The 21687-nt window shown below is 44.6% G+C and carries 19 protein-coding genes; 8 read left to right on the plus strand and 11 right to left on the minus strand.

Features of this window, described 5'->3' with window-relative positions; translation table 11 throughout:
• Window positions 1-73 precede the first annotated feature (73 nt).
• The 6 genes from K08M4_RS09310 to pspA all read right to left on the minus strand — a co-directional run bounded on the left by K08M4_RS09310 (window position 74) and on the right by pspA (window position 6755).
• On the minus strand, window positions 74-3184 hold the full coding sequence (locus tag K08M4_RS09310) for an efflux RND transporter permease subunit (protein ID WP_086049677.1): 3111 nt from the start codon (window positions 3182-3184) through the stop codon (window positions 74-76).
• Window positions 3177-4262, minus strand: a complete 1086-nt coding sequence (locus tag K08M4_RS09315) for an efflux RND transporter periplasmic adaptor subunit (RefSeq protein ID WP_086049678.1) — start codon at window positions 4260-4262, stop codon at window positions 3177-3179. Before K08M4_RS09315 ends, K08M4_RS09310 begins: the two co-directional genes overlap by 8 nt.
• A gap of 1 nt (window position 4263) precedes the next feature.
• Complete coding sequence (locus K08M4_RS09320) at window positions 4264-5298, minus strand: efflux RND transporter periplasmic adaptor subunit (protein ID WP_086049679.1); 1035 nt, start codon at window positions 5296-5298, stop codon at window positions 4264-4266.
• A gap of 157 nt (window positions 5299-5455) precedes the next feature.
• Window positions 5456-5842, minus strand: a complete 387-nt coding sequence (pspC, locus tag K08M4_RS09325; RefSeq protein WP_086049680.1) for an envelope stress response membrane protein PspC — start codon at window positions 5840-5842, stop codon at window positions 5456-5458.
• Window positions 5835-6068, minus strand: coding sequence for an envelope stress response membrane protein PspB (pspB, locus tag K08M4_RS09330; protein ID WP_009848775.1), 234 nt, complete (start codon window positions 6066-6068; stop codon window positions 5835-5837). Before pspB ends, pspC begins: the two co-directional genes overlap by 8 nt.
• A 15-nt stretch (window positions 6069-6083) precedes the next feature.
• Complete coding sequence (gene pspA / locus K08M4_RS09335) at window positions 6084-6755, minus strand: phage shock protein PspA (RefSeq protein WP_086049681.1); 672 nt, start codon at window positions 6753-6755, stop codon at window positions 6084-6086.
• Between the two features lie 316 nt (window positions 6756-7071).
• On the opposite strand from pspA, the gene pspF reads away from it, so the two are divergent.
• The 7 genes from pspF to K08M4_RS09370 all read left to right on the plus strand — a co-directional run bounded on the left by pspF (window position 7072) and on the right by K08M4_RS09370 (window position 14251).
• On the plus strand, window positions 7072-8094 hold the full coding sequence (gene pspF, locus K08M4_RS09340; RefSeq protein ID WP_086049682.1) for a phage shock protein operon transcriptional activator: 1023 nt from the start codon (window positions 7072-7074) through the stop codon (window positions 8092-8094).
• Between the two features lie 102 nt (window positions 8095-8196).
• A complete protein-coding gene (gene sapA, locus K08M4_RS09345; RefSeq protein WP_086049683.1) occupies window positions 8197-9819 on the plus strand; it encodes an ABC transporter substrate-binding protein SapA in 1623 nt (540 codons plus the stop codon).
• The gene (locus K08M4_RS09350; RefSeq protein WP_086049684.1) at window positions 9819-10781 is read left to right on the plus strand and encodes an ABC transporter permease; all 963 of its coding nucleotides are present in this window, start codon (window positions 9819-9821) and stop codon (window positions 10779-10781) included. The genes sapA and K08M4_RS09350 overlap by 1 nt, the downstream gene beginning before the upstream one ends.
• The gene (gene sapC, locus K08M4_RS09355) at window positions 10768-11655 is read left to right on the plus strand and encodes a putrescine export ABC transporter permease SapC (protein ID WP_076676593.1); all 888 of its coding nucleotides are present in this window, start codon (window positions 10768-10770) and stop codon (window positions 11653-11655) included. The genes K08M4_RS09350 and sapC overlap by 14 nt, the downstream gene beginning before the upstream one ends.
• Entirely contained in the window at window positions 11655-12656 is a 1002-nt protein-coding gene (locus tag K08M4_RS09360) for a peptide ABC transporter ATP-binding protein (protein ID WP_086049685.1), read from the plus strand. Before sapC ends, K08M4_RS09360 begins: the two co-directional genes overlap by 1 nt.
• Window positions 12653-13435, plus strand: a complete 783-nt coding sequence (locus tag K08M4_RS09365; RefSeq protein WP_086049686.1) for a peptide ABC transporter ATP-binding protein — start codon at window positions 12653-12655, stop codon at window positions 13433-13435. The genes K08M4_RS09360 and K08M4_RS09365 overlap by 4 nt, the downstream gene beginning before the upstream one ends.
• Before the next feature lie 36 nt (window positions 13436-13471).
• On the plus strand, window positions 13472-14251 hold the full coding sequence (locus K08M4_RS09370; RefSeq protein WP_086049687.1) for a DUF2927 domain-containing protein: 780 nt from the start codon (window positions 13472-13474) through the stop codon (window positions 14249-14251).
• A gap of 121 nt (window positions 14252-14372) precedes the next feature.
• On the opposite strand, the gene K08M4_RS09375 is transcribed toward K08M4_RS09370, so the two are convergent.
• Entirely contained in the window at window positions 14373-14762 is a 390-nt protein-coding gene (locus tag K08M4_RS09375; protein WP_004734596.1) for a DUF2750 domain-containing protein, read from the minus strand.
• Window positions 14763-14911: 149 nt separating this feature from the next.
• Window positions 14912-15817, minus strand: coding sequence for a manganese-dependent inorganic pyrophosphatase (locus K08M4_RS09380; protein WP_086049688.1), 906 nt, complete (start codon window positions 15815-15817; stop codon window positions 14912-14914).
• A 201-nt stretch (window positions 15818-16018) separates the two neighbouring features.
• Here K08M4_RS09380 and K08M4_RS09385 point away from each other — a divergent pair, with 201 nt between their 5' ends.
• Complete coding sequence (locus K08M4_RS09385; RefSeq protein ID WP_086049689.1) at window positions 16019-17233, plus strand: putative manganese transporter; 1215 nt, start codon at window positions 16019-16021, stop codon at window positions 17231-17233.
• 305 nt (window positions 17234-17538) lie between these two features.
• Here the strand turns inward: K08M4_RS09385 and torA are convergent, their stop codons facing one another.
• Genes torA through torE form a run of 3 tightly spaced genes read right to left on the minus strand, consistent with a single transcriptional unit; the run spans window position 17539 to window position 21441 of the window.
• Complete coding sequence (gene torA, locus K08M4_RS09390; protein ID WP_086049690.1) at window positions 17539-20001, minus strand: trimethylamine-N-oxide reductase TorA; 2463 nt, start codon at window positions 19999-20001, stop codon at window positions 17539-17541.
• Window positions 20002-20025: 24 nt separating this feature from the next.
• The gene (gene torC / locus K08M4_RS09395) at window positions 20026-21207 is read right to left on the minus strand and encodes a pentaheme c-type cytochrome TorC (RefSeq protein ID WP_086049691.1); all 1182 of its coding nucleotides are present in this window, start codon (window positions 21205-21207) and stop codon (window positions 20026-20028) included.
• A gap of 51 nt (window positions 21208-21258) precedes the next feature.
• The gene (gene torE, locus K08M4_RS09400) at window positions 21259-21441 is read right to left on the minus strand and encodes a trimethylamine N-oxide reductase system protein TorE (protein WP_008222628.1); all 183 of its coding nucleotides are present in this window, start codon (window positions 21439-21441) and stop codon (window positions 21259-21261) included.
• Window positions 21442-21687: the final 246 nt, after the last annotated feature.

The raw sequence follows: 21687 nt of genomic DNA on the forward strand, positions 1-21687 counted from the left end.
TGCTACCTATTTTAAATCACTCAGAAATGATAATGCCCCTAAACAGGGGCATTAATTCAAAGACTCACTCGTCTTACGAGACTTCAATTTTATGGAATAGACGATACAGCACAGGTACCACGATTAGCGTCAGTACGGTGGCGAAGCCTAAACCAAACATGATGGTTACCGCCATTGGCTTGAAGAAGATATCCGGTAACAATGGAATCATACCGAGAATCGTTGTGATAGCCGCCATACATACAGGACGTACACGACTCAATGCCGCATCAACAACCGCTATATATGGGTCTTTACCTGACTTCATCTCAATCTCAATTTGATCAAGCAGTACGATACCGTTCTTCAGAAGCATTCCAGACAAACTCAAGAAGCCCAGAAGCGCCATAAAACCGAACGGTGTATTCAAGGCTAGCAAGCCTGTCGTTACCCCTATCAAGGCGAGTGGTACCGTTAACCAAACAATCAGAGGCTCTTTCACCGAATTAAACAAGAACACCGTGATTAAGAACATGAACAAGTAGCCTAACGGCATAGTTGTGAACAGTGACGCTTGAGCGTCAGCTGACGACTCGTATTCACCACCCCATTCCAATGAATAACCCGGTGGCATCTCAATCGCTTCTATTTGTGGCTGTAAGCGTTTCTGTAAAGTTGATGCTGTCTCTTCACCCAGTAGGTCAGGATCCGCCATTACCGTCAGCATACGCTTACGGTTCTTACGGATGATCAGTGGGTCTTCCCATTCCAATTCGTAGCCTAGTGTTACTTGTTGTAGTGGGATGTATTCACTTAATGCTGGGCTCCAAATCTTCATGCCTTCGATGTTACGTATATCGACACGTTCATCTTCAGGTAAACGAGCGACAATAGGCATCAGCGTCGTCCCATCACGGTACACACCGATCGATTTACCAGAGAAAGACATCGCTAGGAAATCATCCACGTCAGATTTAGTAATACCATAACGACGCGCTTGGCTTTCGTTGAACTGAGGCTCCAGTACCTTAGTTCTTTCACGCCAATCGTGACGAACGTTAAACGACCCATTGTCAGCACGCATGATGTCCATAACTTGAGCTGCGATTGAACGTAAAACCGTTGGATCAGAACCCACAATTCGCGCTTCAATTTTAGCACCGCCACCAGGACCTAATTCGATCTGCTTAAGTTTGTAATTAATTTCAGGGAACTGGCCGTTTACATGCTCACGAAAGCGCAACATCAAAGCTTCAAGTACTTCATAACTCTTCACACGAACCGTTATCTCACCGTATGCGCTATAACTTTTCTCTGGCGCATAAGTCAGCATGAAACGTTGCAGACCTTTACCCGCCGTTGTCGTGATATGTTCAACTTCGTCCTGCTCTGCTAACCAACTTTCCAGTACTTTCAGTTTGGTGTTGGTCGCTCGAATATCCGTACCTTCCGGCATCCAGACATCAACTTGGAACATCGGCGTGGTTGAAGATGGGAAAAAGGCTTGTTTTACAAAGCCAAAACCATAAACGCTCGCGCCTAAACCAAGAACCAATACAAACATGGTTAACCAAGCACGCTTCATACAGAACTCAAGGAAGTTTTTGTAGATAACAAAAACCATCCCGTTGTATGGGTCTTTACCTTCACTGTCTGGATCGACCTTCTGACCTTTAAAAAACATGTTAGCAAAGAACGGCGTGAGCGAGATGGCAGTAAACCAACTCAGCATCAAAGAAATAAGTAGAACTGTGAACAAGGTGCCACAGTATTCGCCCGTCGAGTCTTCAGATAAACCAATAGGCGCAAACGCGGTGACCGCAATCACGGTTGCACCAAGCAGTGGCCATTTGGTTTGGGTCACGATATCCGTGGCGGCCTGCATCCGGGTTCGCCCCTTCTGAGTTCCGATCAATATCCCTTCCACCACCACAATGGCATTATCCACCAGCATCCCCAGCGCGATAACCAACGCGCCCAATGAAATACGTTGAAGATCGATTTTGAAGTACTGCATGAAAATGAAGGTACCAAAAACGGTCAATAGCAGTATCAAACCGATCAACAAACCCGATCGTAATCCCATGAAGAACAGCAACACTACGATTACGATCGCAACCGCTTGTCCTAAACTCACTACAAATCCACTAACCGACTTATCTACCTCTTTGGGTTGGTTATAAACCTCAGATATGTCAACACCTACGGGCTGTTGGTATTTCAGCTCGGCGAGTCTTCGGTCAAAGGCTTCACCCACTGCGACCACGTTCACGCCTTGTGCAAAAGAGACACCAAGGTTAAGTGCGAGCTCGCCGTTATAACCAATAATATTACTTGGTACTTCAACATAACCACGAGTTACATTCGCCACATCTTTTAGATAGATAAGCCCTTGAGCGCCACCTTCTGTAAGAATCAAATCACCGAGCTGTTCAACATTCTGGAACTCTCCTGTTGGATGGATTCGAATGTACTCGTCACCAATCCTGACAGCACCTGCACTTGAAACAATATTCTGAGTGGATAAAAGGTTAAATACAGTATTTGGAGACAAACCCAGAGAGCTGATCCGTTTCATCGATATCTCAATGAACACTTGCTCTTGCTGTTGGCCAGATACCGAGACTTTACTGACCCCATCAACAAGTTCTAGCTCTCGCCTTAGGTAATCAATGTAATCAAGCAACTCTTTGTAGCTATAGCCGTCCCCCGTTACGGCAAGCAAAATACCGTAAACATCACCAAAGTCGTCGATGACTTGAGGATCATTGACTCCAGGCGGCAGTTGACCTTTCAGATCATTCACTTTTCGACGAAGTTCATCCCAAATTTGCGGAAGATCATCAGGACCGTAATTATTCTTCATCGTTACCGTAACCTGAGAAAGACCACGGCTAGAAATAGAGTTCACTTCGTCCACATAGGTAAGTTGCTGAATCGCTTTTTCTAGTGGGTAAGTAACTTCTTCTTCGACTTGTTGAGGTGTGGCCCCTGGATAAGAGGTCACGACCATCGCATCTTTGATGGTAAAGGCAGGATCTTCTAAACGCCCCAAACCGAAGAATGCAGAAACACCACCAATAAGAAAGATCAGGGACAGCATCCAACTAATGACTTTGTTACGTATAAAGTAAGAAGCAACACCTGTGATCTGATCATCACCCTGTTGATCGTCATCTTGGGGCTTGTTATTTACTTCACTCATTGTTCGTCTCCTGAGACAATACTTCCACTGTCATCCCATCTCGCAATCGCGATACGCCTGCAACAACGACATGCTGCCCCATTTCTAATCCTTTGATTATCTGCAATGTTTTCTGATTCGCCTTTCCTAACGCGACTTGCTGTTTAGATACGGTATTGTCGTCATTAAGCACCCACACGTAAGAGTCTTGACGAGTTAACTTATCCCCATCGGCATTAAACACCGCTTCAATTGGGATAAGAACTCCGGCTTTTAGCTCCAATCCGATGTCACGTCCATTTGACGTTACTTCAACAGCCATACCGTCCAAAATCAGGTCATCTTTCGGCATAGGTAGTACAAGCGTAGCCGTGAACGTGCCAGTGCTTGGATCGGGTTCAGTAGTGAACTCTTTAATCCCTGCAGTATATTCATTGCCACTGGGTACTCTTACCACAGCTTCAATGTTCGCAAGCAATTGTTCACTCGGTTGGTTCACATAGATTTGGTCAGGTAACTGGATAACGACTTCAACATCCTCGACACTGTGAATGTTCACGACCTGCTGGCCTACCTGAATATTTTCATATTGGTCGACACTGACACGCGAAATGATCCCATCCACAGGGGCTCGAAGTTTGGTGAACGACAAGCGCAGTTTTGCGAGTTCCAACTCGGCATAAGCGATCTGGCGTTGAGCAGCAATTTCATCAAACTGTGACTTAGCTAAGAGCCCTTTCTTCACTAGCGGACTCGAACGTCTGTATTGACTATTGATTACCGTGTAACGCGCCTGAGCATTGTCGACATCCAATTGATAATCGGTAGGATCAAGCTCTGCAATGATGTCCCCTTTAGAAACACGTTCACCTTCTTTCACATCTAGCTTGAAGATTTCACCAGCCACTCGGAAACTGAGGTGAGCTTTCTCAGCAGCGTTCGCTACCGCAGGGAAATAGAGTTTGTCGCTAAAGTCGATGACTGAAATCTCGATAGCTTTAACCAAGGGTGTGTTATTCACTTCTATGGCTTGTTTGTCTTCACAAGCCGTCAGTAAGGCCAAACACGACAGGCCAGCAGCCAATTTAAGTGTTTTCATGTTATAGCCCCCTTTCCTTGATCCACTCTCGAACTTTAACGCCCGATTCCAGGCCATTAACGCCAGAAGTCACAATACGATCGCCATCGTTCAACCCAGACACAATATGACGTTTTTCATCGATGACGATTGAGACATTTTCAACAATACCGTCGTTATTCACACGCCACACAGAGACATCATCTCCATCGGTGATCATTGCTGATGTTGGAATTTTGGTTGCCGCGGCTAACGCTGAAACTAAATTAACCGTGCCAGACATACCAGGCAAAATACCGACATCAGTTGGTCTTTCCATTACCATAGTGACTTTGTACGAGCCTGTTGTAGGGTCGGCTTCTGTATCCACTTCTTGAAAGGTTAAAACGTAAGAGTTTTCAGGGAACGCATCAAAAACCATGGTTGCATCTGTCTCAAACCCTGAAGAAAAGCGCGTAATAAGTTGGTCGGGCAATAAGAATACGACTTTAAGAATTTGATTGGTTTGAATATTCATCACACCTTGCTTGGCCGCGATGTATTCGTGGTTTTCAGCAGGAATAATAGAAATAGTACCATCATATGGCGCAACGAGTGTGGTGTAGCGAAGATTAGCTTTTGCTTGATTTAAAACCGCTCTTGCAGAGTTATGATTTGCTTTCGCTTGGTCAAAATCTTGCTCAGAAACCACCCTATCCTTACGTAGCTTGATGGAACGTTGGTATTGCACATCGGCAAGTTTGAAGTTAGCTCTTGCCTGCTTTTCTAACAACTGATACTCATCAGGATTAAGCGTTGCCAATGCATCACCTTTGGAGACCTGTTGCCCCGCAGTGACGTCAATCGTTTTTAGTAAACCGGGGACTCGAAATGCCAATACGGCTTTATCGCCCGCTTCAGTAGTCGCAGGAAAATTTCGTTCGAAGGCATTGTTACCGACCGAGACGGTGAAGAGTTTGGCTGGTCGTGATTCGGGTTCTGGAACCGGAGGGAGCTCCTTACCACACCCAGATAGCCCGGATAAGGTCACCAATAGGACTAGGGAGGCTTTGTACATTGCGATCATCCATATCTATAAATATTTTATTAACATAGATTAATCACATGTAACTTACCAGTTATCGTAAGATTTATTTAGACAAAATTATTAAAAAAAATAACGGCTTGGGATAAATTTTCCTAAACCGTTATCTAATCTTTTTGAGGCTTGACCACTACATGTTCTTAAATGCACGGTCGACTTTAAATGTGTCCGAAGTCACATAAGCTTCCATATTGCGAACACTGGTCTCTAACGTCTGGAAATCACCCTCTAAAGTGCCCAACAAAGACTCTACTGTTTGCCCTTTTTCCCAGGGTTTTTGCTTGAGTGTGTGCTCTTGTTTGGCTTTCATCTGATCGACATATTGAGGTGGTTGTTTTTCAAGCATAAATGTCAAAGCTAAATACGCTAATAACACCAAAAAGCTACCACCTAGCAGTGCGGCTGAGATCACTAAGATACGAACCAACCAAACTTCAAGGCCAAAATAGTTCGCTAACCCGGCACACACGCCAGACAATTTACCGTTAATCGGATCGCGATACAGTTCTCTACTCATAGTTTCGTCTCCAGTTAGGTGACTCCGCATCCAGTATTTTTTCTAACGTTTTCACTCGGTCTTGCATCGACTCAGCTTGCTCAGAAAGCTTATGCAGACGCTGAAGATCCGTTTCTGAAAGACCATTGCTGGATTTCTTCTTGCTGCGGTAGTGTAAGAATAACCATAGCGGTGCCACGAAGATCAAAAAGACAATCAGTGGACCTGCAATTAGAAATGTTGACATAGACAACTCCTAAAATTATTTATCGCGGTTTTCAACTTGTTGCTTCAGTTTCGCCAGCTCTTTTTCAATCTCGTCTTGAGCTTGTAGCTCTGCAAATTCTTGGTCTAAAGATTTTGCGTTACCGGTTTTTGCGTAAACGTCAGCTTCAGCTTCTAATTCATCCACTTTACGTGAGAATTGCTCAAACTTCGCCATTGCTTCGTTGGTTTTGCTTGAATGCAGATGTTTTTGAACATCACGACGATTGCTTGCTGCATTATTACGAATCATTAGTGCTTGCTGTTTTGCACGAGTCTCGGCGATTTTGGTTTCAAGTTTACCGATCTCATTGGTTAGTTTTTCGATGGTTTCATGAACCAAAGTTTGCTCGGTATGAAGGCCCTTGATGATATCTTCAAGTTTTTGCTTTTCGATTAGTGCCGCTCTAGCCAGATCTTCACGTTGTTTAGTCAGGGCTAATGTCGCTTTATTCTGCCAATCTAGAATCTGAGTTTCGATAGCTTCAACTTTACGTGCTAGCTCTTTCTTGTCTGCAATGGCTTTTGCTGAGTTAGTACGAACCTCAACCAGCGTGTCTTCCATTTCTTGAATAATGAGGCGAATCATCTTTTCAGGATCTTCAGCCTTATCTAATAGTGCACTGATGTTTGAATTTACAATGTCTGCAAAGCGAGAAAAAATACCCATAAGAAACTCCTTAATTGCAATAGTGGCAAATAGGTTTTAAATCGTTTTTCGATTTTTCAATCCACTTGCTCAAAAATCTACGTTTGTTGTTAAACCTATCATAAGTAATCCAAGTAGCATGCCAACTTTTAAGTCATTTATTATCAAACACTTACAATAAAATGGTGATTACCCACAACCATGCTATGATGAATTTAGCCAAGTATTGGTATTTTTCACCACTACGGCACCGTGATTAACGCTATTTACATCAAATGATTTAAATAAAGCTCTCTAATTCACGTCCATTGGAAATCAGACCATACAAGGACCCGTTATGCAGCAGAACCTCATTGGTGAATCCCCTAGCTTTCTCTCTGTTTTGGATAAGGTGTCTCAACTCGCGCCAATCGAAAGACCGATTCTGATCATTGGTGAACGCGGTACGGGTAAAGAGCTAATCGCTCAAAGGTTGCATTACCTTTCAAGGCGCTGGGATCAACCCTTAATCTCACTGAACTGCTCAACACTCAGTGAAGGATTGATTGATTCAGAGCTGTTTGGTCATGAATCTGGCTCCTTTACTGGTTCGAAAGGACGTCATCAAGGTCGCTTTGAAAGGGCTGAAGGTGGGACTCTATTTCTGGATGAGCTGGCGACCACTCCCCTTGCTGTTCAAGAGAAGTTGTTACGTGTCATTGAATACGGGCAATATGAACGTGTCGGTGGACAAAAGGCGCTAAGTGCCAATGTAAGACTGGTGTGTGCGACTAATGCCGACTTGCCAGACATGGCGTTAAAGGGCGAATTCAGAGCCGATTTGTTAGATAGATTGGCGTTTGACGTCATTACTATACCTCCTCTTCGCGAGCGAAAAGAAGACATCACGCTGCTAGCAGAATACTACGCGATTAAGATGTGTCGAGAATTAGAGTTGGATCTGTTTGTCGGTTTTGCTCCAGCTGCTGTTGAAGCACTATTGGATTATTCTTGGCCGGGAAATGTGCGAGAACTCAAAAACGTCATTGAGCGTGCTATCTATCAACACGGAAAAAACCCATATCCTGTTGAATCTTTAGTGTTTAACCCATTTAAACCTGCATGGAAAACAGAGCAAGATTCCGCGCACGAAACTGGCAATGAGCCGTCTAACAGCCATACTTCATTAGAGCACTCGTTTTCTTTGCCGCTTGATTACAAAGCATGGCAAGAACAACAAGACATCAAGCTACTCAATCAAGCCCTAAAACAGAGTAAGTATAACCAGAAACAAGCCGCTGAATTACTTGGATTAACCTACAACCAATTACGAGGAATGGTGAGGAAGTACTCGATTGTCGGACAAGCAAACGATAAATAGCTATCCACACTTTATTATTATTTGGAGCCGAATAAATAAAATGTTAAATTGTCCGGATCTTGAGGCTCCTCTAACGCCTCGTTTCGAAAAGTATTTCTTTTTATGAAAGCACTAATAAGACTATCACTGAGCATCTGCACGCTGAGCTTTTTAGCTGGATGTGGTGAGAGTGTCACTCACGAGCAAATCCGTGAAAAAGGCTTCATTTATTGCGGCCAAGGTAATCCTAGTACCTTCAATCCACAATTGGTTGATAGTGGCATTACCTCAGAATCGCTGAGCCCTCAAATTTTCGATACCCTGCTCACGCTTGATCCTATGACTTACCGACCAAAACAGAACTTGGCAACAAGCTGGTCTGTCGATAAATCAGGTACAGAGTACACTTTCAAGCTGCGTCCTAATGTTGCGTTTCAAACCACAGATTGGTTTACCCCAACCCGCAGTATGAATGCACAGGATGTAGTCTTTAGTTTTGAACGTATCATTGATAGTTCAAACCCATTTCATTATGTGGGCGGCGGTTTATATCCATGGTTCGCAGGCATCGACTTTCAAAACCTGATTGTTGAAATCACGGCGGTCGATGACCTAACGGTGAAGTTCCAGTTAAGTCGCCCAGATAATTCATTTCTTAACAATATCGCCACCAGTTATGCGGTTATCCACTCCAAAGAGTATGCCAACAAGCTGATTACCACAGATGAAAAAAATGAAATAGACTCCAAGCCCGTTGGCACCGGCCCTTTCTACTTAGATGAATACCAAATCAACGATCTAGTGCGCTTGAAAAAGAACAAGCGTTACTGGAAAGGTGCCGTACAAATGGACCAAGTAGTGTTTGACACATCACAACGTGGGACAGGAACACTTGCCAAACTTCTACGCAGTGAGTGTGACGTGTTAAACTCACCGATTTCGAGCCAGATCCCTATTATTCAAGCACACGAAGAATTGATGATTTCCGCCACGCCTGCGGTCAATGTCTCTTTCATCGCGCTAAACACAGAACACCCTGCATTGCGTGACGCACGAGTACGTAAAGCATTGAACTTGGCTATTAACCGTCAGAACATTCTTGATTCTGTGTACTACGGTACAGGTACAAAAGCCTACACGTTACTTCCCCCGACTTCTTGGGCTTATCAAAAAGACAGCGTTCAAGTTCGCTATGATCGAAACTATGCGATCGCACTCCTTAGAGAGGCCGGTGTAGAATCAGGGTTAGAGCTTTCAATGTGGGTGCCACTAGAGCCACGCGCATACAATCCAAGTCCAAGAAAAACGGCAGAACTGATCCAAGCAAACTTGGCTGATATTGGTATTGAATTGAAACTCTATACCGACGATCGATTTGACCGAACACAGCTGTCTTCAATTTCCTCAACAGATTTGTTACTCACAGGTTGGATTGGCAGTACGGGCGACCCAGACAACTTCTTGCGTCCACTTCTCTCATGTAGTTCGGAACGCGCGGGATTAAACGTCTCTATGTGGTGCAACTCAGACTTTGATTTCCTTCTCGACTTGGCATTAGAAATCAATCAACAAAGGCACCGTGTTAACTTATATCGACAAGCCCAAAACATTCTCAATGAAGAAGTTCCTGTGATCCCTCTTGCGCATGGCGTGCAATTCCGCGTGCACGATCGTTCGCTAACGGGTTTTAAACACAGTCCTTTTAATGCTCAACCTTTTGACCAAGTAAGAAGAGAGGTGCACTGATGTTTTGGTATACATTAAGACGTATCAACCTCTTCGTTATCACGCTTGCGATCCTAACTATCGTCGGGTTTTCGTTGCTCCGACTTGATCAAACCTCACCTTGGGCTATTCAGGATTTTTGGCCCGGTTGGCTTAGCTATATTGCGGAATTGTCGACGCTGAACTTCGGCCTGAGCAAACACGGCGTGCCTATCATCGATGAGTTGGCCGTGGTATTCCCAGCGACGTTAGAACTGTGCTTCTTTGCTTTTTTACTCGCACTGTTTATCGGCATCCCTTTCGGCACAATTGCTGGTATGAGACAAGGCAAGTTTGTTGATACCACCATATCGTTTACTTCAATGGCAGGCTACTCAGCACCTATATTTTGGGTGGCATTGCTAATGATCATGGTGTTTTCACTGCACTTTGAGATGTTCCCTGTTGGGGGGCGATACGATCTACTTTACGAAATTGAACACGTCACTGGTTTCGCGATGATTGATGCCTTTTTTGCCGAAGGTAACTATCGAGCACACGCCCTACAGAGTGTAATCGACCACATGGCGTTACCTTGTCTTGTTTTGGCGCTCGCTCCAACAACTCAGGTTATCCGACTCATGAGAGCATCCGTAGCTGAAGTGATGGCTCAAAACTACATCCGCGCCGCACGAATCAAAGGCCTTTCAACAAGAGAGATCGTCACTCAACACGTGTTAAGAAATGCGATACCACCGATTATTCCTAAAGTCGGCGTCCAACTGTCCAGTATGTTAACGCTCGCGATCATCACCGAGTCTATCTTTAACTGGCCGGGAATTGGCCGCTGGTTATTAGATGCTTTATCTAATCAAGATTACGTTTCAATTCAAGCTGGCGTAATTGTGGTAGCAACCTTGGTTTTGACCGCGAATATACTGTCTGATCTACTGGGCGCGATGGTCAATCCTCTGGTAAGGAAGGAATGGTATGCTAACAAATAACGTCTACCAAGAAGAACAGATTCCAACCCAGTTCGAGCGTTTCTGGCGCAGCTTTCGTGGCAATAATCTCGCGATGTTTGGCCTGTGGTGTTTGGTATTGATCATTCTGATCACTGTCACTTCACCATGGTTAGCACCGCATGATGCTCAAGAGCAAACGGGCCACCTATTAACGCCTCCCTCTTGGGATCCTTCTGGAACCGTTGAATATTTTCTAGGTACTGATGATTTAGGACGAGATATTCTATCCCGTCTAATTATTGGCTCTCAACTGACGTTTGGTGCCGCAGTCGTGATTACCTTTATCGCAGCAGTCATCGGTTGTCTGATTGGCGTACTTGCGGGTATGACTCGTGGGTTGCTATCCAGTACGCTAAACCACCTGCTTGATACCGTTATGTCGATTCCGTCGCTACTACTCGCGATTATCTTCGTGGCGTTTCTTGGGTTTGGCGAGTTTAATATCTTGCTTGCCTTATGTTTGGCATTGATTCCGCGCTTTATTCGTTCGGTGTACATTGCCGTGCACGCTGAGGTAGAAAAAGACTATATTTTGGCTTCCCGCCTCGATGGTGCGAACGACTTCTACCTGTTATGGAATTCAATCCTACCTAATATTCTTACCGTGGTGGCACTTGAAATTACACTGGCATTGTCAGTCGCCATTCTTGATATCACAGCATTGGGTTTCTTAGGGCTTGGCGCTCAAGCACCGAGTACAGAATGGGGCTCAATTTTGGGTGACTCTGTAGAGCTAATTTACCTTGCGCCATGGACAGTCACCCTACCCGGCTTAGCCATTATGTTTACAGTGATCGTGATTAACCTCGTCGGTGAAGGTGTTCGCCAAGCGCTAAATGCAGGAATCGAATAATGCCGTTACTTGATATTCGACATCTAACCATCGAGATTGAGACCCCTCAAGGAATGGTTAAAGCCGTGGACCGAATGAGTATTACCCTCAATGAGGGTGAAATTCGTGGCTTAGTAGGTGAATCCGGCTCTGGTAAGAGCTTGGTTGCAAAAGCGATCGTTGGCGTTTGTAAAGAAAACTGGAAAGTGTCTGCCGACCGAATGCGCCTAGGCAATATCGATCTACTTCAACTGACACCTAAAGAAAGACGTCGTGTCATTGCACGCGATATTGCGATGATCTTCCAAGAACCGTCTAGTTGTCTTGACCCTTCCGAAAAAGTGGGACGCCAACTGATTGAGGCAATTCCTTCGCGTTCATTTGAAGGCCGATGGTGGCAAAGGTTTAAGTGGCGCAAAAAGCAAGCGATAGCATTGCTGCATAAGGTGGGTATCAAAAATCACTCTCACCTAATGGACAGTTACTCTTATGAGCTGACGGATGGTGAGTGTCAAAAAGTCATGATCGCCATGGCGATTGCTGCCAAGCCAAAGGTACTAATAGCCGATGAGCCAACCAACGATTTAGACCCGATTACGCAGTCTCAAATATTGCGCTTATTGAGCCGAATGAATCAACTTCATAACACGACAATTCTCCTCATTGGGCACGATTTAACGACCATCACTCAATGGGCGACACGAATCACGGTGATGTACTGCGGTCAGTCGGTTGAGTCAGCAGATACGGCAAAACTATTGGATGTACCAAAGCACCCTTACACTGTCGCACTGTTAAAAGCGATGCCCGACTTTAACGACTGGATTCCCCATAAAGAAAAATTGCAATCTTTACCCGGGTCAATTCCGCCGCTGCAACACCTTCCGATTGGTTGTCGACTGGGTCCTCGTTGTCCATACGCGCAAAGACAGTGTGTCGAAATACCGTATACTAAACGTATAAAGACCCACAAATTTAACTGCCATTTCCCGCTGAATATGGAGAAGAAAAAGAAATCATGAGTGCATTATTAGAAGTCAGTGATTTATCTAAAGACTTTACGACTCGCTCTGGTCTTTTCCGTAAAAAGATTCACCAGGCAGTGAAACCGGTTAGCTTTTCTCTTGAAGCGGGGCAGACGATTGGTTTTATCGGTCAGAATGGTTCAGGAAAATCAACATTGGCAAGAATGTTAGCGGGTATGGTAGAGCCAACAGCGGGTGAGATCCGAGTGAACGGCGAAAAGCTAGAACACAAAGACTACTCAACTCGGTGTAAACTGATTCGAATGATCTTCCAAGATCCGAACACCTCGCTAAACCCGCGCATCCAGATTGGTCGAATCCTTGAAGGACCATTGAAGCGAAATACCAACATGCCACCAGAAGCCCGCATGCGCCGCGTAAAGGACACATTATTACGTGTAGGGCTTCTACCAGAACATGCTTACTTCTATCCTCAGATGCTTGCTGCAGGCCAGAAGCAGAGGGTTTGTTTGGCTCGTGCGCTGATACTTCAACCTTCCATCATTGTTGCTGATGAAGCGTTGAATGGTTTGGATATGGCGATGCGTTCGCAAATCATCAATCTGTTCTTAGAACTTCAAGAGGAGATGGGGGTCTCGTTCGTTTATGTATCCCAACACATCGGCATTGTTAAACACATCACCGATAAGATCATCGTCATGCACGAAGGCAATGTGGTTGAAAGTGGCGAAACACATGAAGTACTGACTAACCCAACTCACCAAATCACACAAAGGTTAGTTGAGAGCCATTTCTATAAAGCGCCAAACCATTAAGCTGTGATCGCGCGATATTCAGCAAAGGGGAAAGATATGTTACCAACCGCTTCAATGCTTTCCCTCTTGTTGGCACTGCTGTCCTTTAATGCAGCAAGCACACCACTCACATGGCTAGATAGAACCTTCGTCGAAACTGCCTTTTATCACGTCGCACTTCAACACGAATATTCGCAAGGCAATAAGCCACTCTCAAAATGGAAACAGCCTATCAAGATATGGGTTGATCATCGAGTGGGTGATGAAGAGCTGCATCAGGAGCTCACCGAATTGCACATCCAACATTTGTCCGAAGTCACCAAGCACCCTATAACAATTGTAAAAAAAGAGTCTGAAGCGAACGTAAAATGGATATACACAAAGCAGAGTCAGTGGGTATCTGAGGCGAAATCGATACTCAAACTCAGATCAACTCAGCATTTAGATAACGCTATTTGCACGGCGGGTTATCGAACCAATTCTACAGGTGAGATCGTTTATGCCGGGGTTATTATTCCCGTTGATCAAGCAAGATCGCGAGGTAAGCTGGTCGCCTGCATTGTTGAAGAAATCACACAGGTACTTGGGTTACCCAATGACTCAGACAAAGCCTACCCTTCTATTTTTAATGACCATACGCCAGAAGACTTATTATCACCCTTAGATGTGGTGCTACTGCAACTACTGTATGAACCAGAATTGAAAGCTGGAATGACAAAATCTGAAGTAAAACCTGTCGTTCGAAAGATACTCAAGAGGTACAGTAAAACAGGTGTGCTTCAACAAGCTTCAAAAGCCGCACAGCAAGCGCCGTTGTACCAGTTGATTGGGTACTAACGAAAATGCGTTGTAAATAGCTTAGATGGGAGTAGTAGAAATGTAGCGCTGCCTAAAAGGCAACGCTGAATTACGATGTTGCTGTGTTACTGCGTTATTACGTTACTTGAACAAAAAAGCATTAGCGCTTAGCAGCCTGCTTTTTCAATTCGAAGTCGAACTCATCCGGGAACAAGATAACACCTTCTTCCTGTTCGTTCGGGAACACAACAACGGCAAGCTCGTCGTCTTCTAGACCGTTAGTCCAACGGCTATGCCATTTGTTTAGTGAAATAGACTCCGCTTTACACTCAGACCAATCACCCGTCGCCCAAGACTCCGCAAACTCTTGATTTGGCCATACAGGAACACAGTCTTCATCTTCTGTGTTCAGCATTACACAACCGTGTTCATCGGTTAAGATCCATACTTCACGGTTCGCTACGATTTCTTTCACACAGTACTTCAGGCGTTGCTCACCCGTATACTTATTGATTTCAGCGATTTTTTTATCGTCTAGCTGTGTAGTCATCTCAATTTCCTACTTTAGTCAGTAACTTTGTTCTTAAAGCTATTTTATGCCGAGTGTTTTTAACTTCAAACATTATCGATGAAGAAGAAAGTCTACTTCAAAGAAAAACGCCTGCTAAATAAGCAGGCGTTTATAATTAAGCGACTTAATTAAACAAGCTCGCCTTGAAGCCAAGGCCAACCTTGCTTCTTACGGCTCAATGTATTTTCCATCATCAATACACCGTCTTTCTCGAATTTAACCAGCTTATCAGCCCACTCACCTTTGTATAGAAGACGAGTTTGCGCAGTAGTGATGTCTGTTAGCATTACTGCAGCGAACGCTAGACCATCTTTCTCACAACGCGCTTCAAGATCAGCTTCTAGAGCTTCGATCATGCCGTCTACTTGCTCAAGAGTCGCAAGCTCAACTTGACCAACAACAACATCACGACCATTGAACGGGTAGCCTTTAAGGTCTTTTTCTACTAGTTGTGCAGCAGATAGGCCTTCGATGTTTGTCTTAGCGATTAGAAGTGCTTTGATGAATGCATCAACGTCAGTCACGCCAGCGATTTCAGCAAGCTCAGCAACCGCATCTTTGTCTTTTTGAGTACATGTTGGAGAAGCAAAACCCACTGTGTCTGAAAGAATTGCAGACATCATCAGTTTAGCAATTTGTTGAGAGATAGCGTGACCTTCAATCTTGAACATGTTGAAAAGTACTGTGTTTGTACAGCCAACAGGCCAGATCCAAGCTTCCATCGGGTTAACTGTCATCACGTCGCCTAGACGGTGATGATCAACAATACCTACGATCTCAGCATCAGCTACATCGTCTGGTGCTTGTGCAAGATCTGAGTAATCTACTAGCCAGATTTTCTCACCAGCAACAGAAGTACGAAGCTCTGGAGACTCAGCGCCAGCCACTTCTAGAATGTGTTGAGTTTCGCGGTTGATCTCGCCTTGGCGAATTGGTGTCGCTTCCTCGCCACGAGCTTTAAGAAGCTCAGTTGCAACTAACGCACTACAAATACTGTCACTATCAGGGTTTTTGTGACCAACAACTAAAATCATGTTTCTTCCTATTACACTAACAATTATGACTCTACCTTTAGAGTCTCTCTTTATTAGGCATACTTTACCTCATTTTTTTAGATTGGTCATGTTTCGTGGGTTTAGCCATTGGTAACAAAAGATAAAAAAACAACGAATGCAATTGATAATTATTATCATTCGTATATGATTATCTTAATACACAAATTTTGAGTGACATTTATGGATCGACTAATCTCTTTTTTGCCAAGCAGCAGCGCTGCGAAAACAACTCAGTTTTCACTGTCTTTTAAGCGCCTGCTTTTACCTATTTCACTTGCGGCCCTAGTTGCAGCGCCTGCCACTCGAGAATTGACAGTAACGACCTTGTCTGACGCCTTCTGGGCAGTGTCATGTTACGTTGCGCTAACCTTGGCGATTTACCACTGGCTGAGTCTATACATCAACAAAGACAACGTCTTCAATAAGCTCGTCCATCAATCTCGTTCGAACCAAGTTGTATTCGCCGCGCTAATGGGAGCATTGCCAGGCTGTGGGGGTGCGATTGTGGTCACCACACAATTTATTTCAGGCAAACTTGGATTTGGTGCGGTTGTTGCCGTGCTCGTCTCAACCATGGGTGACGCGGCCTTCCTGTTAATTGCTAGCGAACCCAAAACAGGTTTAGCCATGATGGCGATGGGTGTAATCGTGGGTACCGCCTCAGGACGAATCATAAACTTGTTTCACGCAGACGACTTTTTACGCCCGAAACAGGCAGAGAAAAATGAAGCTGAAAAAAGCTGTGCCTCACAACCTCAAGATCAAAACCCCGTCTCAAAAAAAGCGATAAATCTTCAGGGTTACCTGTGGTCAGTGCTTATTATTCCGGGAGCTGCGGTTGCTCTACTTGGTTCTTTTCAAGTCGATGTAAACCAGTTGCTCTCACTGCCTGAAATGTTCATGGAATGGACGGGAACGATTCTGCTGATCAGCTCGATGTTTTTGTGGGGTCTTACTCGTGAAATTGAGGATTACAAATCGGCGGTAAGTGAAGATGATAAATGTCTAGGTTCTCACCCACTACAAAAAACCGCTCAAGATACAAACTTTGTCACAGCATGGGTGGTGGTCGCTTTTCTGTTCTTCGAATTTGGCTCAGTGCTTGCAAATGTCGATTTTGCGACGCTATTCTCAAGCTGGGGCATGATGCTCCCCTTGGCGGGTGTGTTGATGGGTTTACTACCGGGGTGTGGTCCGCAATTGTTGGTGACTAGCCTTTACCTTTCAGGTGCACTGCCACTTTCAGCTCAGGTAGGTAACGCAATATCCAATGATGGTGACGCTTTATTCCCTGCTATCGCAATGGCACCTAAAGCGGCTCTTGTGGCTACATTATATTCAGGCATCCCCGCATTAATCTGTGCATACGGTTATTGGTTTATGTTCGAGGTTTAACTCAAGCTGATTCAATTCCATAGGTTTCTATTAGGTCGATACTTTGTATCGGCCTTTTGTTTGCGTCTGCCTAAGCCCTTACAACAGATTCTTTATACATTCCCTTCCTGCTTCGTAGTTCATAGTTCTACAGCCTATCTTAAACGGCACGTCGTTATAGCCCGTCTCAAAAACGCCCCCTGTTGGCGCTGTGACAATGATTAATTAAAAATCCCAACACACGGACTAGAAAAACAAAAAGCCCCTGTAAGAACACTTACAGGGGCTTTAATTCAAGCTTTAATCTTGGCTCTTAAGTTCAAGACTTAAGCAACTTCGATTGGACCACCGAATGAAGTTACTGGAGGCAGTTTGCCTTGGAACTTCTCGAAGTTAACCAAACATGTGTTTGCTGACGTTGCTTGAGCAAGTTCAGACGTACCGATGTCTTGAGTTAGTGTGTTTGGATCGCCGTATGTATCTAGCGCCCCCACTTTCTCGTTGATCGGGCCGTACCAAGCGCCTTCTTCGATACGAACAACACCAGGTGCGTAGCTATCCATTAGAACAGCACCTGCTAGTAGTTGACCACGGTCATTGAACACACGTACTACGTCGCCATCTTTGATGCCTTTCTTCTTAGCATCGATTGGGTTGATGTAGATTGGCTCACGGCCTTGTACCGCGTAAGTCGCACGCCACTCTTCAGATTCACACATCTGAGAGTGAAGACGCTTGTCTGGGTGACAAGATTGTAGCCAGTACGGATGTTTGTCAGAGCCTGGACCACCGTGTGAACGTTCAGATTTCTCAAACCACATTGGGTGTTCTTGACAATGCTCGTAACCCATGTTGCCAACAGTACGGCTTGTGATTTCGATGAAACCAGAAGGCGTACCTAGTGCGTTGATCTCTGGATCTTCACGGAATGATGCGTGACGAGTCCATGGCTTACCTTTACCGAAGTCTAGGAAACCTTTCTCCCAGAACTCAGCAAACTCAGGCATTTCGAAGCTGCCTTCGTTTGATGCACGACATTCGTCATACAGAGATTTAACCCACTGCATTTCGTCCATACCACGCGTGTAATCGTCGTAACGACCCCAACGCTTAGTTAGGCTAGACATGATCTCGAAGTCAGTTTTAGACTGGAACAGAGGATCCACTAGTTTGTGCATTGCGATCAAACCACGGCCAGAGTACGCGCCGTAACCATCAATATCGTTACGTTCCCACTGAGTACATGCAGGAAGCACGATATCAGAGTGACGACAAGTTGCAGTCCAAGCGAAATCAACAGCCACTACAGTTTGTAGGCTCTTGAACGCTTTACGCATCTTGTTACGATCTTGGTGGTGGTGCCACGGGTTATTACCACTGAATACCATCATCTTGATATCCGGTAGTGTTACCGTTGAACCGTTCGCTTTGATCTTCTTACCTGGCTCTAGCAAGCTATCTACCCAACGAGCAACAGGGATTACACGGCTGTAACCGTTGTAATCAGTGTTAGTGTGCTTAGGCGATTGACCTTGGTCGATGTTCAACGGGAATGAACCCGGAGCAGCGAAGCCAGTTGAAGAAACACCGATACCAGAGTAATGGTGACCGTAAGAGATACCACCGCCAGGTAGACCGATTTGGCCAACCATTGCTGCGATAACGGCACACATCCAGTAAGGCTGCTCACCGTGTTGTTGACGTTGGATACTCCAACCGACAAGAATCTGCGTACGACCGTTAACCAGCATCTTAGCGAATTCACGGATAGAGTCCGCGCTTGCACCACAGATAGCCGAAGCCCACTCAGGTGTCTTCTCAACTTTATCTTTCGTTTCACCTTGAACGTACTTGATAAAGTCTTCAAAACCTAGACAGTAAGTTTCGATGAACTTCTTGTCGTATAGATCTTCATTGTAAAGAACGTGAGCAACACCAAGCATGAACGCCACATCAGTTTGTGGGTTGATGTACATTTGCTCGTTTTCTAGGTAACGGCCTGTTTTGTTTTTAACAGGGTCAACAGAAACAACGTTGATCTCTTTCTTAGCAACTTTTTCTTTCAGCTGTTCTAAGTATGCAAATGACTCGTGAGTCTCACATGTCCAACCTACTTGCAGGTTTTTAACTGGATCGTTACCCCAAAGAACAATGTTGTCACTGTTTTCTAGGATAAGTTCCCAAGATGTACCTTGTGCGTAAACTTCAGTAGAACCTAGCACGTAAGGCATGATCGTTTGACCAGCACCTGTTGAGTAGTCACCGATTTTCTTCACAGAGTAACCGTGAAGTGCCATTGCACGTTGCATGTGGTTAGTACAGCTGTGGAATTGACCCGTTTGACGCCAGCCAGTTTGACCTGTGTGAAGCGCCCATGGACCGTAATCTTTCTGTACGCGCTCTAGTTCGCGGTAAACAAGGTCTAGTGCCTCATCCCAAGTCACACGAATAAAACGGTTGTTACCACGCGTGTCTGCGCTGTATTTATGCTTCTTCAACCAATCTAGGCGAACCATTGGGTAACGCACACGTGATGGGCTGTAGATAATACCTTTAATACCTTTCAACATCTCAGTTGGGTGTTGATCGATTTCTAGAGGTTTAATCTCTTGTACTTTACCCGCATAAACGCGAGCTCGGAATGCACCCCAGTGAGAACCAGAGACTTTCCACGCGCCGTCTGTTTCTGCTGCAGACGCTGATGCCGACGCCAATAAGCTTGGACCGATAACCGATGCCGCACTTGTAGTCGCGACACCTTTCAGAAAACTTCTTCTTGTAATTGCCATTGTGTTACTCCAATTGACGTCTTATTAGTGATGGCCTTCAGAAAAATCTGATGAGTGCTTCTGTAGATACTTAAGAACAAGTGCTTCTGTATCTGTATCGAAGTTAACGAATGCAATCATACCATCTAACATGCCTACCCAACCGTTAGCGCTGAAGTGAGCTTCATCTGGCTGTGAGTGACACGTTGAACAGTTAGATTGGTACGCTTGACCCGCTGCGTTCCAGATTGGATCGAAGTTATCAACCATAGACTCTTTCTTCATCCAAAGTGCTAGGTTAACTTCTTCCCATGGAAGGCCAGTAAGCTCATCTTCTTTCTTCTCACCAACTGTGATAACGTCACTTTGAGATACTTCTTTCGTCAAGATTGCTGTTGAGATGTTCATACCGAAGTCTTCTTGGATTACACGTCCGAAGCCTTTCGCTTTACGCCAACCGTCGATTTGAATCTTGATCATGTCGCCTTTTTCGTCGATCACAGCCACTTTACTTGCAGGGCTTAGTAGACCCGCTTCAACTGTTGCTGTTTCATCCGTGTACATTGGTAGGTGACGAATAGAGATCACGTCAGAACCATTTGCGTAAGATGTGCTGCTTGCTACATTTTCTAGCTCGCCAACAATACCGCTTGCTGATGCCATATCCATTGGAAGGTTGTGAGCAATACCTTTGTGACAGTCAACACAGCTTTGATCACGTTCTGCTGCATTCTTCATCTGGATACGCGCTGTTGGGCGCATGTTCTCGAAGTCCATTGAATCGTAGTTGTGACAGTTTTTACACTCTAGAGATTTGTTCGAAGAGAAACGATCCCATTCGTGCTTCGCCAATTCGATACGACGAGCTTCAAATTTCTCAGGTGTATCTAGATCACCAAATACTTGAGCAAATACTTCTTTAGATGCTTGCATCTTACGAGCAATTTTTGCTGTCCATTCATGTGGAACGTGACAGTCAGGACAAGTAGCACGTACACCAGAAGTGTTTTTCCAGTGAACTGTTTCTTGTAGCTCTACGTAAACGTTGTCACGCATTGTGTGACAACTTATACAAAACTCTTCTGTGTTCGTCGCTTCTAACGCAGTATTAAAACCACCCCAGAAAATAACACCGGCGATAAAGCCACCCATGGTCAACACACCAAGACTGATGTGTACTGCAGGGCGAGTCATTGTGCGCCATAATTTAACTAAAAATGATTTCATGTTTTAGCTCTCTTAAATATTGATTTTAAAAAATGTTGTTACTAGAGGGCATTACATGCCGCCGTGAGCACCAGGAGGTCCGAATACAAACACTTGCAGTGCCCAAACTAGGAAGCCGTAACCGCCTACAAAAGCCACACTTAATATTGGAAAGAGAACCACCGCGATGAAGAGGAAAGACTTCCACTCCAACGAGCGTTTTTCGCCAGTTTCAATTTTATTAACATCACTCATACATTTTGCCTATTTTGTATTTAGTAATTTCGAGTAACCCATTCTATGGGGCTAAAGTTCTTGAGTATCTAACAACAAATTTTAGACCATACACAAAGTAGGGTTCAATCAAATCCCCCGTTATAACCCTTGCTAATCAATACTTTTTTGAGGTCATCCAAACTTGTTTTCAGTTAAACAAAGTTATTAAAAAGTATTAACAAATGTGAAGAATTAAGTATATTTCGTAAATGTTAAAAACCAACA

Source organism: Vibrio syngnathi, assembly GCF_002119525.1.
Taxonomy (GTDB): domain Bacteria; phylum Pseudomonadota; class Gammaproteobacteria; order Enterobacterales; family Vibrionaceae; genus Vibrio; species Vibrio syngnathi.